Origin of the sequence: Nocardia sp. A7 (assembly GCF_046549215.1) — a bacterium.
Lineage (GTDB): Bacteria > Actinomycetota > Actinomycetes > Mycobacteriales > Mycobacteriaceae > Nocardia.
In genome coordinates this window covers 1,983,807-1,998,190 of the sequence record NZ_JAJPWE010000001.1, presented here as the reverse complement: position 1 = coordinate 1,998,190, position 14,384 = coordinate 1,983,807, and the positions used below count along the sequence as shown (strand labels likewise).

Annotated in this window: 14 protein-coding genes and 1 pseudogene; 6 read left to right on the top strand and 9 right to left on the bottom strand. The window is 67.3% G+C overall.

Translation table 11 applies throughout. The features are described from left to right. Positions 1-29: 29 nt before the first annotated feature. Together ACLJPD_RS09095 and ACLJPD_RS09090 are read left to right on the top strand one after the other, a co-directional pair. Positions 30-326: a hypothetical protein gene (locus tag ACLJPD_RS09095; RefSeq protein ID WP_410871414.1), complete on the top strand. Its 297-nt coding sequence runs from the start codon at positions 30-32 to the stop codon at positions 324-326. A 117-nt stretch (positions 327-443) separates the two neighbouring features. Next, a complete protein-coding gene (locus ACLJPD_RS09090; RefSeq protein WP_410871413.1) occupies positions 444-1,511 on the top strand; it encodes an alpha/beta hydrolase in 1,068 nt (355 codons plus the stop codon). 21 nt (positions 1,512-1,532) lie between these two features. On the opposite strand, the gene ACLJPD_RS09085 is transcribed toward ACLJPD_RS09090, so the two are convergent. The 4 genes from ACLJPD_RS09085 to ACLJPD_RS09070 are packed head-to-tail and all read right to left on the bottom strand — an operon-like array spanning position 1,533 to position 6,848. Then, complete coding sequence (locus tag ACLJPD_RS09085) at positions 1,533-2,864, bottom strand: CHAT domain-containing protein (protein ID WP_410871412.1); 1,332 nt, start codon at positions 2,862-2,864, stop codon at positions 1,533-1,535. Further along, complete coding sequence (locus tag ACLJPD_RS09080) at positions 2,861-4,375, bottom strand: tetratricopeptide repeat protein (RefSeq protein WP_410871410.1); 1,515 nt, start codon at positions 4,373-4,375, stop codon at positions 2,861-2,863. The genes ACLJPD_RS09085 and ACLJPD_RS09080 overlap by 4 nt, the downstream gene beginning before the upstream one ends. 35 nt (positions 4,376-4,410) lie before the next feature. Further along, positions 4,411-5,466, bottom strand: coding sequence for a hypothetical protein (locus ACLJPD_RS09075; protein ID WP_410871408.1), 1,056 nt, complete (start codon positions 5,464-5,466; stop codon positions 4,411-4,413). Continuing rightward, positions 5,466-6,848 carry a hypothetical protein gene (locus ACLJPD_RS09070; RefSeq protein ID WP_410871975.1) on the bottom strand — a complete coding sequence of 461 codons (1,383 nt, stop codon included), beginning with the start codon at positions 6,846-6,848 and terminating at the stop codon, positions 5,466-5,468. The genes ACLJPD_RS09075 and ACLJPD_RS09070 overlap by 1 nt, the downstream gene beginning before the upstream one ends. Before the next feature lie 173 nt (positions 6,849-7,021). Between ACLJPD_RS09070 and ACLJPD_RS09065 the strand changes: the two genes are divergently transcribed. The 3 genes from ACLJPD_RS09065 to ACLJPD_RS09055 all read left to right on the top strand — a co-directional run bounded on the left by ACLJPD_RS09065 (position 7,022) and on the right by ACLJPD_RS09055 (position 10,597). Further along, positions 7,022-7,546, top strand: a complete 525-nt coding sequence (locus ACLJPD_RS09065; RefSeq protein ID WP_410871406.1) for a lipoprotein LpqH — start codon at positions 7,022-7,024, stop codon at positions 7,544-7,546. A gap of 41 nt (positions 7,547-7,587) precedes the next feature. Next, positions 7,588-8,388, top strand: coding sequence for a hypothetical protein (locus tag ACLJPD_RS09060; protein ID WP_410871404.1), 801 nt, complete (start codon positions 7,588-7,590; stop codon positions 8,386-8,388). A gap of 154 nt (positions 8,389-8,542) precedes the next feature. After that, positions 8,543-10,597: a PhoX family protein gene (locus ACLJPD_RS09055; RefSeq protein ID WP_410871403.1), complete on the top strand. Its 2,055-nt coding sequence runs from the start codon at positions 8,543-8,545 to the stop codon at positions 10,595-10,597. 27 nt (positions 10,598-10,624) lie between these two features. On the opposite strand, the gene ACLJPD_RS09050 is transcribed toward ACLJPD_RS09055, so the two are convergent. The 4 genes and pseudogenes from ACLJPD_RS09050 to ACLJPD_RS09035 form a co-directional block, all read right to left on the bottom strand. Next, a complete protein-coding gene (locus ACLJPD_RS09050) occupies positions 10,625-10,792 on the bottom strand; it encodes a hypothetical protein (protein WP_410871402.1) in 168 nt (55 codons plus the stop codon). Further along, positions 10,789-11,187 carry a type II toxin-antitoxin system VapC family toxin gene (locus ACLJPD_RS09045; RefSeq protein WP_410871401.1) on the bottom strand — a complete coding sequence of 133 codons (399 nt, stop codon included), beginning with the start codon at positions 11,185-11,187 and terminating at the stop codon, positions 10,789-10,791. The genes ACLJPD_RS09050 and ACLJPD_RS09045 overlap by 4 nt, the downstream gene beginning before the upstream one ends. 95 nt (positions 11,188-11,282) lie before the next feature. Then, positions 11,283-11,435: pseudogene (locus ACLJPD_RS09040) on the bottom strand (type II toxin-antitoxin system Phd/YefM family antitoxin); the annotation flags it as partial. A gap of 63 nt (positions 11,436-11,498) precedes the next feature. Next, positions 11,499-12,233 (bottom strand): glycoside hydrolase family 25 protein, encoded by a 735-nt coding sequence (locus ACLJPD_RS09035; protein WP_410871400.1) that lies wholly within the window; start codon positions 12,231-12,233, stop codon positions 11,499-11,501. A 131-nt stretch (positions 12,234-12,364) separates the two neighbouring features. On the opposite strand from ACLJPD_RS09035, the gene ACLJPD_RS09030 reads away from it, so the two are divergent. Then, positions 12,365-13,045, top strand: a complete 681-nt coding sequence (locus tag ACLJPD_RS09030; RefSeq protein WP_410871399.1) for a pentapeptide repeat-containing protein — start codon at positions 12,365-12,367, stop codon at positions 13,043-13,045. Here ACLJPD_RS09030 and ggh read toward each other — a convergent pair. Further along, positions 13,042-14,382 (bottom strand): glucosylglycerate hydrolase, encoded by a 1,341-nt coding sequence (ggh, locus tag ACLJPD_RS09025; RefSeq protein WP_410871398.1) that lies wholly within the window; start codon positions 14,380-14,382, stop codon positions 13,042-13,044. The genes ACLJPD_RS09030 and ggh overlap by 4 nt on opposite strands. Positions 14,383-14,384: the final 2 nt, after the last annotated feature.

The following is a 14,384-nucleotide window of genomic DNA, read 5'->3' as shown; positions in this document are numbered from 1 at the left end:
AGTTCCGGGAAACCGGAAAGAGAGAGCCGATGACCACAACGCACGCCGAACACCCGCAGCACACGCATGTCCACGGTCCCACCTGCGGCCACGTCGCCGTTCCGCACGACGACCACGTCGACTACGTCCACGACGGTCACCTGCACCGCGAACACGAGGGCCACTTCGACGAGTGCGAGAGCTCAGCACACGTCGAGCACACCGCCCACACGCACGAACACGGCCCCGGCTGCGGCCACGTCTCCGTCCCGCACGGTGACCACGTCGACTACATCCACGACGGGCACCGCCACGCCGCCCACGCGGATCACTACGACGATCACTGATCCTACGGGCTTGCCCGTAGGACCACTGGCTCGACGATCGATCAGGCCGCCGGATACTGTCTGTGTCCTGGCGGCCTGCGTTATGCCTGCCGATTGATGGATGGGAAATTTCGGTCGATGGGCAAAACGATCAGGCGCGCACTGGCTTTCGGTGTCGCGGGCAGTGTGCTGGCCGCGTGCGTCGCCACCTTCGGCGCAGGCAACGGCCTGGCCGACGGGCACGACCCGATCCTCGCGTCCAAGAAGCTGCTCGCGACGCCGACCACGGCGAACGGCTCGAACATCATCTCGAGCCGGGTCGACGATCGAGATCTGACCATGCTGGTCTTCTCCGCCGCGATGAACAAGCCCGTCACGGTGAAGGTGCAGCGCCCCAGGGACGCATCCGTTCCGCGTCCGGCGCTGTACCTGCTCAACGGTGCCGGTGGCGGTGAGGACAGGGCCACCTGGTGGCAGAACACCGATGTCGGCGAGTTCCTCGCCACCAAGGACGTCAATGTGGTGATGCCGATCGGCGGCGCCTGGGCGTACTACACCGACTGGCAGCACGACGACCCCGCGCTGGGCCGCAACAAATGGCGCACCTTCCTCCTCGACGAACTCCCGCCCCTGGTCGACGCGGCACTGGGCACCAACGGCGTCAATGCCATCGCCGCCAACTCGATGACGGCGACGGCGGTCCTGCAATTGGCGCAGGCCAGGCCGGGCTTCTACCAGTCGGTCGCCGGCTACAGCGGCTGCGCCCAGATCGCCGACCCGATCGGCAAACAGTTCACCAAACTGGTCGTGGAGACCTACGGCGGCGGCGATGTGCGCAACATGTACGGCCCCGACGACGATCCGGCCTGGGCGGCCAACGATCCGGTCGTGCACGCCGAGAAGCTGCGCGGGACAAGGCTTTACGTCTCGGACGCGTCCGGCCTTCCCGGCCCACATGACCGTATCGACGACCCGAACATGATGAACCCGACCCCCTTCGGCCTGGCCAACCAACTCGTCGTCGGCGGCATCATCGAAGCGGCGGTCACCTGGTGCACCCGCAACCTCGAAACCCGCCTGGCCGAATTGGACATCCCCGCCACCTTCGACCACCAACCCACCGGCACCCACTCCTGGGGCTACTGGCGCGACGCCTTCTACCGCTCCTGGCCGGTCCTCTCAGCGGGCCTCGGTCTCCCCGAATAGGGCCCCGGCCCGGTAGGCCTGTCAGCCGGTGACGGTGGCGAAGGCGGCCCAGAGCAGGGGTGAGTTCTCGGGTATCGGTGCGTCTCGCCAGGCGGCCAAGCGGGATCTTTGCCAGGTCAGGAGGGTGGGGATGGGTGTGGGGGAATCGTGGGCGGTGTCTACGGCGCAGATGGCTGATTGCAGGGGGTAGGTCGTGGTGGGGGTGAGGGTGTGGAAGGCGTGGTCGGTGGGGAGGGGCCAGCGGGTGGCGGTGACGAGTTCCGCGCCTGCCGCCATGGCCGCGGTGGTGAGGCCGAGGGCCTCGGTGAAGCGCAGGTCACCGCCGCTTTCGCAGGCGATGAGCGCGACGCGGCTCGGCATCGGCCACAGGTCGCGGCCGGGGATCGGCGACGGGTCGAGGGAGTGGGTGCCGAGGAGGAGGTCTTTCGCCGAGAGCGGCCGGTGGGTGCGGTTCGTCGCCGCGAAGCCGCGGGTGTCGGCGGTGCAACTGAGGTGCAGTTCGGCATGTTCGCTCTGCCCGGATTCCGGTGCGGGAGCGGTGACATGGCCGACGTAGACGAGCCGGCTCGCACCTTGCCGTAGGACCGCGGACAGCCAATCGCGATCGGTGTCGGCGCGACGGAAGAGCTCGACCGGATCAGCCGCCAGGGGGACCAGGCGCGGGCCGTAGCGGCTGAAGTGCTGGGCCACTTGACTTTCCGGGCTGGGCCGACCGAGTACCGAGCCGAGTTCGGAGTCCGCGCGGAACCCGGGTACCCGCGGATCGAGCACCGCGACGACGGGCAGATCACGAGTGTCGTTCCAGCTGTGCACGATTCGCTCCGGCGAACGAACTACCGATGCTGGTGCGAGCAGACTCACATCGGCGATATCGAGCAGCCGGATCTCGGGATCGGGCGCGAGGATCTCCCACGGAACCTGCGCCAGTCGCGGGGACGGCTGAATCCGCAGATGTGGCCGAACCCCACGTTGCGACAGTTCGTAGAGCTGCACGGCCAATCCGTACGGCAACAAGGTTCGTGACAGCGCTTGTGCCAGAGCGCTTTCCGCAGCCGGATCGACGAGGGCGCCCTCGGTCATCACCCGCCGCAGATCCTCGGGCCGTGCGGGATCGGGCACCGCGTCGCCCAGCGTCCGCAGCACCTCGCGCACCTCGTCGCGCGGCAGCACCGCGACCCCACGCGCCAGGGCATCATCGGCCCACAGCCACGACACATAGACATCGCCCGCGTCAGCCATTCGGATGAAGGCGGTCGGTCCGGCAGCGGTGGCCGCTGGGTCGGTCGGGGCCGTGTCGGGCTTGTTCGGTCGGCGGTTCGGTGGCTGCGCCGCGGCCGCAGGTTGTGGGTTCACAGGGCGATCATCCGATGGTCGCGGACAGGGTGTCCGTAGCGTTGCTCGGCGAAGAAGATGAAGTCCGACAGCAGTATTCGGCCGCCGTCGGTGAGTCGGGGCGGGGGTGCGACGGGGATCCCCGCCGCTGCGGCGACGTCGGCGAGTGCTGCGCCGAGTTGTAGTGCCGGTGTGGTCATCTGCTCTGCGACGGTGGGGTTGAGCAATTCGAAGTCGAGCACAGAGCCCGCGGGTTCGGTGAAGGAAGCGAGATCGAGAGTTGTTCCCGCGCATTGGGTGTCGATCAGATCGCTGACCAGCTGACCGTCGCCGGAGCGGGCGGCGCAGCGGAAAGCCAGGCGCATGGCAGGTTCGGCTACGGCGCGGTGCCAGTGTTCGCGCTGGTTGCCGTTGGGGAGGGTGTGGCGGACGGCGTCGATGGCGAGGGCGGCGGGAATCGCCAGGGCGACGGCGCGAGCCAAGACGGCTGGATCAGGTTGTGCCGCTTGTTCGATCGTGGTGTGGAGAAGTTCGGCGTGCCAGTAGTCGAGCTGGGCGCAGTGCATGCCGAGTCCGTGGGCGGCGTAGACCGCGAACGACGCGTCCAGCAGTTCTTCGGCGGCGGCGAGGTCACCTTCCGCGCAGGCGACCGTGGCGAGCCGGAGCCGGACATCTGCCGCGTCCACCACCGCGCCGGTGGCGTCGAACCGGTCCAGCGCGCGCTCGTACTGTGCGCGCGCCGCGCCGAGATCACCCCGACGCTCGGCGAGAAACCCCAACGTCTTGGCCCCGATCCCGGACCAATGCCCCAGCTCACCGGCCTCGAAGAACTCCTGACTGGCCCGCAATGGCTCCTCGGCCTCGTCGAAATGGCCCGCGCGCACCAGCATGGTCGCCAGATTCTGTCGCGACTCAGCGACCGAGGCATCCGCACCTGCTGCGACGAACGCGGCAACCCCCTGTCGCGCGAAGTCGATCGCCAGTTCCCATCGCCCGGTTTCGAACGAACAGGCCGCCAAGTTCATCAACGGGTGCCCGGCCAGCTCGGGCGCGAAACGCTCTGTCACCCCCAGCGATTCGGTGGCCAACGTGCTCGCTCGCGCCCACTGCTGGCGGTGTAGTGCCACGGCTGTCAGCGACAACAGACAGGCCACCCGCAGCACCCCCTGATCGGAGCTGTCGGCAAGCAGCGCACGCGCTTCCTCGAGCACATCCTGTGCGGCATCGAGTTCGCCGAGATGCTGGAAGGCCTGCGACAGATTCACCAACGCCGTAGGGCGCTGATGTGCTGCGTCTGACGGCATTTCAGCAAGTGCGGTTCGGAACAACACCACCGACCGCCGGTGATCCCCGAGCTCATCGGCCATACTCGCCGCGTTGATCAGCGCCGCACTCCGCAACCGCGGCGCCGCCCTCTCGGCCGCCTGCTCGAAGATCTCCAACGCCGCCACCACATCGCCACGCTGATACGCCGCGTACCCGGCGGCGAGCTGCGTGTCGTCCTGGTCGGACGTTCTTCCGGTTGCTGCCATCTATCCGCCACCGATCTGCGCCAGGCGCACACTCATCAGAAGTCCTCGTCCGCTTCGGCCGCGGCCGTTTCGGCCGTCAGCAGGTCGCCGGTGGGATCACTGAGGCGAAGGCGGGCGAACCGGCGGATCCGGTCCCGAACAACCGACTCCTCCACTGGGTCGGCAGGTCCGACACCGGGAACGAAAACGGCTACCTCGAGCGATGTTTCAGGAGGGCCGGGTATCTCGGCCACCCCCGTCCAGGTGTCCCCCCGCAGGTGCAAAGGAAGTCGCACGCCGACCGCAGGCGGCTGCGCCCGAACCGACTGCAGGCGGGCGAAGGGTCGAAGGTGTTCGGGAACAGCGCGCCGAAAGTTGGGCGCGGCGACCACACTGACCCGCACTATGGACACCCCCGCCGCCCGGGTCACCTGCCATGACACCGCGCGCTCACTCGCATCGAGAATGCCGGGCGGGCAACACCGCCAATCCCATCCACCGCTTCCCCGCGCGACGATCAGCCCGTCGGTCTGGTCAGCGCCGCCCGCCGCCAGGGCGTAATCGTTCGCACGACCGTGAGTTTCAGCTCGCTCTGTATCGCGCCCAGCGGAAGCATCGTGCGCCCCCTGGCTTTCGAAGAGCCCGGACTCCGTGGCATCGTCGTGGGCCGCCGTATCGAGCACCATTTCGCAAGCGTCAGTCAGAAATTCGATGTCGTTCACCAACAGCCGAGAATCCAGCGATGGGATTCCATCGACAGTCGACGCGGGCCACCACCGACTTACCCAGTGCGCGTACGCAAGTCGACGCAGTGCCGCTACCAGATCCGGCCGGGCAGGTACGGCTGTGAGTGATTGGGGATAACTTCCGGCGACAGCCAACGCGACCGCTTCGCCGTAGACCGCCCACACCCAATATTGCGCGGCATCGACATCGTCGAGCACCGCAGCGGGCAACTCGGTGCCGTCGAGTAGTCCCCAACTCAGATGCCCGCCAACAACTTCGAGCACCATCACATCGAGCGCGGGTGCGGCATCGGTGACCAGCGGCGCTCCGTCGGGAGCGATCACGAGCAGGCCCGGCTCGGCACGGCGCAGTTCGACCACGGTCATCAGCTGGCCCTCGCTTCCGTGACAGCCGCCTCGGCGGTGAGTGCCTGTTTGACCCGCGTGCGGTGATCCAGCATCACCGACCGAGCGACACCATCGAGCAGATCCCACAACTCACCGGGCTCGTACACCGGCATCTCCCGCACATCCCGCCCGTGTAATCGCACCCATAACCTGCGCAGATACGGCCGCCACGGGGTACGTAACTCGGCCGCCACCGCCGCAAGAGGACCTACCCCGTCGACCGCGTGCACCGCGTACCGTCGCGCCTGCAGCACATAGCCTTCGCGCCGCCACCGGCTGTTGACCACCTGGTGCGCACGGGAAGTCGGCACGCCAGGCGAGACCCCCTGCGCATCCCGCAGTCCGTCGCCGCGCGATTCGTCCGAATTCGGTGATGCGCCGAAAGATTCTGACCTACCCGAGGTGATGTGGTCGGCGATCGGTGCGAGACCGAGCGCCAGTTCGCAACCCGCGGCAGCGGCGACCCGCAGCGATTCATCGAGCAACCCCCACGGCGAACAACTGCGCGAGATCTCCCGCGTCACCAGCTCCGGGATCTCGGGCAGGTCGGTCCGATCGAGACTGCCGTGCAGCACCGTGAACACCCGCTCGTAGACGGTCCGGTCGAACGGCAGTCCGAGGTTCGAGGTCGACGCGGACGCGCCGACTTCGGGTTGTCGCGGGCTCGAATGTGCGGTGAGCCCCAGGTCATCGGCGCCGTCGACCGGATGCTCCAGCCACAGGGCGATCCCGCGATGGGTGCCTGCGCGGTCGTCGATGATGTCATCGAACAGCGGCCCGGCATCTGCCGGATCCCCCGCACGGGCCAGCGTGCACGCATCGAGCAACTCGGTCAGTTCGGTCGCCAGATCACGGGCGCCATAGGGTGCGAGGGGCCGTCGAGTCCAGGCGATATCCAGCAGGTCAGCCAGCTCAGCGGCCCGATGCGGTTCGGTCACATAGCTTTTCAGCGCGGCGGTGGTGCGACCGCCCGTGCTCTCGTGGACTTCTCGCAAGGTCTCCTCGGCTCGTGACCGTCCGTCACCCGCAGGCGCACCCCACCGGATCGCGAGCTCGAAGCAGCGCTGGAAGTACAGATCCTGCGCGTTCCCCTCGGTGATCCGCAGCGCCCGCCGCACCTGCTTGAGCACCGTGAACCACGACGCACAGGCCCGCAAGGTGTCGGACTGCGCATGCACCAACGCGGTCATCAGCGCGATCCCGTCCGCGTCGAGCACGCTCGCGGCCAGCGCCGGGTGCTGCATCGGTCGCAGCACCAGCGGATCGAGAATCAACTTCACCGTCCGCCGCAACGGCCCACCGGCGGCCCCACTCAGCGCATCGACACCGTCCAACCCCCGCCACACCTCATCGAGAACCATGGCGCGCGATCTGAGCATTCGACCAGGCTAGCTGTAATTTCGGCGGCTGGCGCCGCAGTTCGAGGCCGTCCTCCCGAGCCGAAAGTTGGGATCGGTAGGCGGCGCGGAGTTTCTACCTTTCTCTCAACGGGTCACCGACCCAGACCCGCACAACCCAGAGAAACGGAAACACCATGAACGCCAAGCTGATCGCCACCCTCGCCGCTTCCGCCGCCGCCACCGCGCTGTTCGTCACCGGCTGCGGCGACGACGCGAGCACCACCTCCCCGAGCACTACCTCCCCGAGCACCCCCGGATCGACGGCCCCGGCCGCGGGCAAGTCCACCGCCACCGTCGACGGCAAGGAGTTCACCGCGAAGTTCGACACCACCTGCGCCAAGCAGGGGGGCACCCTCGCGCTGGCGCTCACCGACACGGCCAACTCCACCTACGGCAGCCTCTCGGTCAGCGCCTCGATCGAGGGCGAGAAGGTCCAGGCCGTCGCCATCGCGGGCAGTCAGGGCGGCTCCAACGGCCTGCCCTACGCCGTCGGCTACGGCAACGGCCAGCCCGGTGGCTCGGCGACCCTGGCCAAGGACGGCAACACCTTCCGCGTCACCGGCGAGGGCATCAGCGCCGATATGACCAACCCGCTGGCGGGCCCGTCGACCGCGAAATTCGACATCACCTTCGCCTGCTCCACCATCGTCGGCGCCTGACCCCACCTGCGACCCGGTCGCACAGCACAGAAGGAGAAATCATGAAGTCCAAGCTCCGTGCGACCGCGGTCGCCTTCGGAATCCTCGCAGTCGGCTACTACCTCTACTACGGCCTCACCTACACCCCTGACGAATACACCGGCGCGATGCTCGGCTGGGTCGGCCCGCAGATGGCCCTGCCGATCATCGCCCTCACCATCGTCCCGATAATCTTCGCCTTCACCGGCGACGGCATCCTCGAGGCCTTCACCGGCCGCAACAGCAGCGAATTCCGCGACGCCGCCGTCGGTATCGGCACCATCGTCTCGTTCCGGCAGACCGGTGTCTCGGTGAACGATCAACCGCAGGTCAAGATCGCTTTCCGGGTCGAGGGGTCCGATGGAAAGGTCTTCGATTCGCACGCCAAGATGATCGTCCCGCTCACCGAGCTGGCCTTGCTGCAGCCGGGTGTGGTCCTGCCGGTCCGGTACCTGCCGGGCCGTACGGACAAGGTCGAGGTCGACCGCTCCGGTGACAACGGCGCCGCCCAGCGGGCGATGAACGAATCCCTGATCCGCAAGGGCATCACCACCCGCGGCAAGCTCGACATCGCCGAACTCGGCATCGCCGCCCAAGCGGTGGTTCGCAGCCTCGACGTCCCCGGTCGCATCCGCGGCGGGTACACCGAGATCACGCTCGGCCTGGTGGTCACCCGCCCCGACGGCACCACCTTCGAGACCCGCGCCGAGAAGTACCTGCCCCCGACGGCGGTCGGTGCGGTGCAGGTCGGCCGGATCCTGCAGGTGCACTACCTGCCGGGCAACGAGCAGGAGGTGGTGATCTCGCTCCCGGTCAACGCCTGATGACAACTCCATACTCGCCGAGCGCGCGCTGTGCCTGATCCTCGTGATCGGTCACAGCGCGCGCCGAGTTTTGGTCGCGCGTTCATCTTCGCGTTCCCGACGGCTCGCTTGCGCTGCTTACGGTGCCCGGAGTCCGTTCTACTCAGGAGTCACCGTGAGTCCGAAACCGCTCGCCCTGTTCGTCAAGCACGACGGTCAGTCGGCACGCGCCGCCCTGACCTGTGAATACAAGTGCGGCAATGCCTGCTTCCACGAGGTGCCCAACACCTCCGGCGGTGAGTACTTCGGTGACATCGTCGCCGGACTCAACCGTCGTGGCCTGATCAAGGGCGGCGCCGCCGTCGTACTCGGCGTCGGCGCCGTGAGCATGCTGGCCGCCTGCGGCGATGACAGCTCCGACACCGGCTCGACTCCCACCGGCTCGCCCGGCACCGGCACCGGCTTCACCGCCGTCGCGCCGAACAAGGAAGACGCGGTAGTCATTCCGGAAGGCTACGAGCAGTCGGTGCTGATCCGCTGGGGCGACGCCGTGGTCGAGGGCGCACCCGCGTTCGACTTCGACAAGCAGACCCCCGCCGCCGCTGCCAAGCAGTTCGGCTACAACTGCGACTTCGCCGGCCTGCTGCCGATCGAGGGCCAGACCGACAAGTACCTGCTGGTCGTGAGCCACGAGTACAGCACCGAGCCGATGATGTTCCGCGGCTACAAGAAGGACGCGCCGACCCGCGAGCAGTTCGACATCGCGCTGGCCTCGCACGGTCTCAGCGTCGTCGAGGTGCACGGTCAGTCCGGCTCGGGCAAGCTGACGCCCGCGTTCGGCAAGTACAACCGGCGCATCACCGCGACCACCGAGTTCGAGGTCAAGGGCCCGGCCGCGGGCAGCGCGCTGCTCAAGACCAAGGCCGACCCCACCGGCGCCAAGGTGCTCGGCACCCTGAACAACTGCTCGGGCGGTGTAACCCCTTGGGGCACGGTGCTTTCGGGTGAAGAGAACTTCAACCAGTACTTCGGCAACGCCGCGAGCGTCACCGAGCCGGCCGCCGCGGCCCGCCTGAAGCGCTACGGCATCGAGGGCACGGCTTCCGAGCGCAAGTGGGAGACCTTCGACCCGCGCTTCGACGTTGCCCAGGAGCCCAACGAGGTCAACCGCTTCGGTTACGTCGTCGAGGTCAACCCGTGGGACGCCGCCTCGGCGCCCGTCAAGCACACCTCGCTCGGCCGGTTCAAGCACGAGGCCGCCACCATCCACGTGACCGGCGACGGCAGCGTCGTGGCCTACAGCGGTGACGACGAGCGCTTCGACTACATGTACAAGTTCGTCTCCACCAAGAAGGTGCAGTCGGGCGTCGGCGCGGCGGCCATGCGCCACAACATGACCATCCTCGACGAGGGCACCCTCTACGTCGCCAAGCTCACCGGCGACCACGCGGCCGAGATCGACGGCTCCGGCAAGGTTCCCACCGGCGGTTTCACCGGCAAGGGCCAGTGGATCCCGCTGCTCGAGACCGGCGCCGACGGCAAGGGTAAGTCCCTGGTCGACGGCATGTCCGCCGAAGAGGTCGCGGTGTTCACCCGCCAGGCCGGTGACAAGGTCGGCGCCACCAAGATGGACCGCCCCGAGGACTTCGAGACCAACCCGAAGACCGGCAAGGTCTACGTCGCGCTCACCAACAACACCAACCGCGGTGCCGACGGCAAGGCGGGCGTCGACGAGGCCAACCCGCGCAAGCTGAACAAGAACGGCCAGGTCCTCGAGCTCACCGACAACCACACCGGCACCGACTTCACCTGGACGCTGCTGCTGGTCTGCGGTGACCCCACCACCGCCGACACCTACTTCAGCGGTTTCGACAAGACCAAGGTCAGCCCGATCTCCTGCCCGGACAACCTGGCCTTCGACCCGTACGGCAACCTGTGGATCTCCACCGACGGCAACGCGCTGAAGTCCAACGACGGCCTGTTCTCGGTGGTCCTCGACGGCCCCAACCGCGGTGAGACCAAGCAGTTCCTCACCGTCCCGCGTGGCGGCGAAACCTGTGGTCCGGTCATCACCGAGAAGCAGGTGCTGGTCTGCGTGCAGCACCCCGGCGAGGGCGACGACGCCACCGTGGACAAGCCCCTGTCGAACTGGCCCGACGGCGGCACCACCCAACCCCGCCCCTCGGTCGCGGTGGTCTGGAAGAAGAACGGCGGACGAATCGGCGTATAGCCGATCCCCGATCCGCTGACGAAACCGCTACTCGGCTGGGCGAGTAGCGGTTTCGTCATTTCTGCGCTCGGCCATAGCCGCGGCCAGCTCGTCCGCGGTGACAACTTCGCCACGTGCGAGCGCAGCCTCCGATTGGGCCATCCGCATCAACGTCTCCGGGTCTGCCAGGATCGCCGCGGTCTCGGCGGTGCTCATCTAACGGGGTCATGCACGGGGAAGCCGAGTTGTTCGGCGACCGCGGTCATGTTCTTGTCATGCGTCACGATGGTGATGTCGTCCAACCCGCTGCGTAGGGCTGATGCCAGATGAATGGCATCGAGCGAATTGACGTGCGAGATAATCGCCTCGGCCTCATGCAAGACGGCGTGGTCGAGCGGGATGATGCCGATCCGGTCGAGGATGTGGTCGCGATCGAGAACCGGATGTCCTTCGCGGCGCAGTACGCGGGTGAGTTCGGTCCGCAGTAGACGTGACGAAACAACTGAAACATCCAAGTCGCCCGTGGCGGTGTCGAACCACCGGGCTGCCTCTGGTGAATGCCCGAACAGAATTCGCACGGCGATCGACGTATCGAGGTAGTACGCCTTCACCAATCGCCCTTCTCGGATTCGAGCAGTTCGTCGATGGAGCTCGCGGTGCGCAGTTCACGTCGGGGGAGTTCGCTGGTGCGAGCGGGACCGGCAACCTTGCGCTCGATGATGCGCGCCGATGACGCCGCGGGCACGATGTAGCCGACGCGGTGGTTGTGCCGAGTCAGCTCGTAGACCTCTCCTGACTCGACATCGGCAATCATCTCCGATGGATTCTGACGGAGCTCCCCAACGCTGATCGACTTCATAACCCCAGCATAGAGCAGTTTGTCTACATATGTCTACGAGGTCTACCGGGGGAGGTCCGTCGGCTAGCTGCTGCCGAACAGTCCTGACATGTTGGCGAAGCGGGCGAAATCGCGATGGGCGGCGTTGAAGCGGTTGACGTCGGTGCCGCCGTGGATGCCGGGGACGGTGCCGCGGTCGGTGGTTTGCCAGAACGTCCAGGTGGGCCAGTTGCCGGGGACCTCGGGGTGGTCGTCGCCGCTGTAGTCGGCGATCCAGAGGGGGTATCCGGTGAACTCGCTGGTGTCGGCCATCGCGGTCTTCCAGAAGTGGGGATAGGTGTAGATGATGGGCGTGCGGCCGGTGACGGTTCGCACGGCGTTGAGGTAGCGGTGGGTCCAGTCGATGAGGGCGGCGGGGGCGAGGCCGCCCGCGGTTTCCAGGTCGAGAACCGGTGGCAGATCGAGGGGGCCGTTCTGGCCGAGGACCGTCGCGGCGTACATCGCGGCCTGCGGTTCCGGCGGCAGCTCGGGGCGGGCGAAGTGGTAGGTGCCGCGAGCCACCCCGGCGGTTCGCATCAGGATGCTGTCCTGCACGAAATACGGATTGACGTAGTGCAGACCCTCGGTGGCCTTCACCATCGCGAACTGATGCCCGGCCGCGCGCACCGCGTGCCAGTCGATCATCCGGCCGTCCACATGCTGCCAGGACGACACATCCGGCCCGCTCGGCTCCGCCTGCGCGGTAACGGGCAGCGCGCAGACCAGGGCGACGAGCGCGACACAACCACGAACCCTCGAACTCCAGCTCTTGGTGTCCATGGCCGTCGACCGTAGTGGCTTGTTACCTGTGTGACCAGTGGTGTTGGTGGGTGTCCGGGAATAGTTACCGAAAGCCTGTCAGCCTGTGCCCGTATCTTGGTGCGGACATCGGCTGACAGGGAGTGGTAGGCATGGCGCGCAAGCGTGAGGTCCGGTTCGAGCCCGCGGTGGCGAAGCTGGGAGCGCTGCGACCCGCCATTCCGCCCGGCGACGATCCGATCGACGAACTGACCGTGACCGACGTCGAATATCGCGACGCGGACTTCGCCGAGAGTCACGTTTCCGGCATGAGCGTCGAGGCCTGCCTGTTCGACAGCGTTCGATTTCCGAGCACCCTGCGTCACAGCACCGTCGCCGAATCCACGCTGCGCGTCTGCGACCTGGCCAACGTACAGGCCGACGACTCCTCGATGATCGAAACCGTGGTAGAGGCGGGCCGTCTCACCGGATTGTCTTGGACCGCAGGGGTTCTGCGCGACGTACTGATCGACTCCACGCGTGCCGACCTGTCCTCGTTCGCCCAATCCCGCATGCGCACAGTGGTTTTCCGCGACTGCGACCTCCGCCAAGCCGACTTCCAGGGCGCCGAGTTCCGCAATGTCCGCTTCGAACGCTGCAATCTCGTCGGCGCCCGCTTCACCGGCGCGCGCATCCAGCAGAACCTGCGCTTCGAAGACTGCGACCTCACCGGCATCTACGGCATAACCGCGCTACGCGGCGCAACCATCCAGGGCGGTGACCCGGAAGGGCTGGCGTCAACGCTGGCTCGCGAACTCGGCATCACTGTCGAGTGGCAGGCCGGAGAGAACTAGCCCAACCAGTCGAGAACCGAAGCGGCAGTCCAGGATTGCTGCATGCTGCCGAGGGGTGCACCGGTGTACGGCTCGTAGTACTCGGCGAAGCTGCCGTCGCTGGCCTGGCGCAAACCTTCGGCGCGCAGCATGTAGGAGCGCTCGGCCCAGCCACGGCGGGCGAAGGCCCAGCTGAACAGCCAGCTCATGACCGGCCAGACGGGTCCGCGCCAGTATTCGCGCGAGCGGAAGTCCTTGGAGACGGGCGAGGTCGACGGGGGCAGGGCGTAGCGGAGGTCGGGGTGGCCGCAGAAGCGAGGGCCTTCGAAGGTGTTGACGAGGGCGCGTTCGGCGTGGCGGGACAGGCCGCCCGAGATCAGCGGCGCGAACATGGCCAGCGTTTCGGTGCTGATCCAGCGTTGCAGGCGGACGTCGTAATCCCGTGCCGCACCGGTTCGTTCGTCGGTGGTGGCGACCACGCCCTTGCGGAAACGGTCGGCCCAGCCGTGCAGTTCGCGGACGTCGGCGTGCGGCTGTTTGTACTCCTCGCCGATATCGGCCAGCACATCGCAGGCCAGCGCGAAGATCGCCGACACGAACACGTCCTCCACGGCGAAACTCATCACCGAGGTGAGCTGGAAATCGTCGTAGTTCGCGCGCCGCATCTGCTCGACCAGCCACAGATACCGGTCGTATTCGCGGTCGCTCGGCCGCTGGGTCGGGTCGGAGACGATCGAGGTGTCCGCGCGCCGATACGGCGGAAGATCGGCCCCCGGAACAACATTGGCGTAGGCGCGGTCCCAGCGCGGCGAGTTGTCCATCCCGGATTCCCAGCCGTGATACAGCGTGATCCGCCCGGTTTCCTTGGGGTCGCGGGCGTGCGCGAGCCAGCGGTGCCAGCGCACCAGATCCGGCCAGCGGCGGTTCAGGAATTCCTCGGCGACCGCCCGGGTGGAGCGGCCGTGCCTGCGGGAATGGTCGAGGATGCGCTGCACGGCGATGGCGTGCACCGGCGGCTGGGTGATGCCGGAGGTGTCGGGCCCGTCGGGCGCGTTGGCCGCCAGCTTGCGGCATTCCCAGCGCGCGGGCCCCGGGAAGTACCCGTCGACACCGTTGGCGAAGACGATGTGCGGGATCATCCCGTTCTTCCACTGCGCCGACAGCAGCGTGTCGAGTTCGACCACCGCCCGCTCCACGCTCAACGGCGCCAGCCCCACCGCGACGAACGCCGCGTCCCAGCTCCACATGTGTGGGTAGAGGCGGGGCGCGGCGCTGGTCATCGTGCCCAGGTCGTTGCCGCGCAGGAGGTAGGCCGCGCGGGCCGCGAGCTGCGTCGAGGTGAAACCTGGGTCGGTCATCT

Bases quoted from the DNA above. Each gene is read 5' to 3' on its own strand.
- ACLJPD_RS09095 (WP_410871414.1), top strand. From the start codon at position 30: ATGACCACAACGCACGCCGAACACCCGCAGCACACGCATGTCCACGGT.
- ACLJPD_RS09090 (WP_410871413.1), top strand. From the start codon at position 444: ATGGGCAAAACGATCAGGCGCGCACTGGCTTTCGGTGTCGCGGGCAGT.
- ACLJPD_RS09080 (WP_410871410.1), bottom strand. From the start codon at position 4,375: ATGGCAGCAACCGGAAGAACGTCCGACCAGGACGACACGCAGCTCGCC.
- ACLJPD_RS09075 (WP_410871408.1), bottom strand. From the start codon at position 5,466: ATGACCGTGGTCGAACTGCGCCGTGCCGAGCCGGGCCTGCTCGTGATC.
- ACLJPD_RS09070 (WP_410871975.1), bottom strand. From the start codon at position 6,848: ATGGTTCTCGATGAGGTGTGGCGGGGGTTGGACGGTGTCGATGCGCTG.
- ACLJPD_RS09065 (WP_410871406.1), top strand. From the start codon at position 7,022: ATGAACGCCAAGCTGATCGCCACCCTCGCCGCTTCCGCCGCCGCCACC.
- ACLJPD_RS09060 (WP_410871404.1), top strand. From the start codon at position 7,588: ATGAAGTCCAAGCTCCGTGCGACCGCGGTCGCCTTCGGAATCCTCGCA.
- ACLJPD_RS09050 (WP_410871402.1), bottom strand. From the start codon at position 10,792: ATGAGCACCGCCGAGACCGCGGCGATCCTGGCAGACCCGGAGACGTTG.
- ACLJPD_RS09035 (WP_410871400.1), bottom strand. From the start codon at position 12,233: ATGGACACCAAGAGCTGGAGTTCGAGGGTTCGTGGTTGTGTCGCGCTC.
- ACLJPD_RS09030 (WP_410871399.1), top strand. From the start codon at position 12,365: ATGGCGCGCAAGCGTGAGGTCCGGTTCGAGCCCGCGGTGGCGAAGCTG.
- ggh (WP_410871398.1), bottom strand. From the start codon at position 14,382: ATGACCGACCCAGGTTTCACCTCGACGCAGCTCGCGGCCCGCGCGGCC.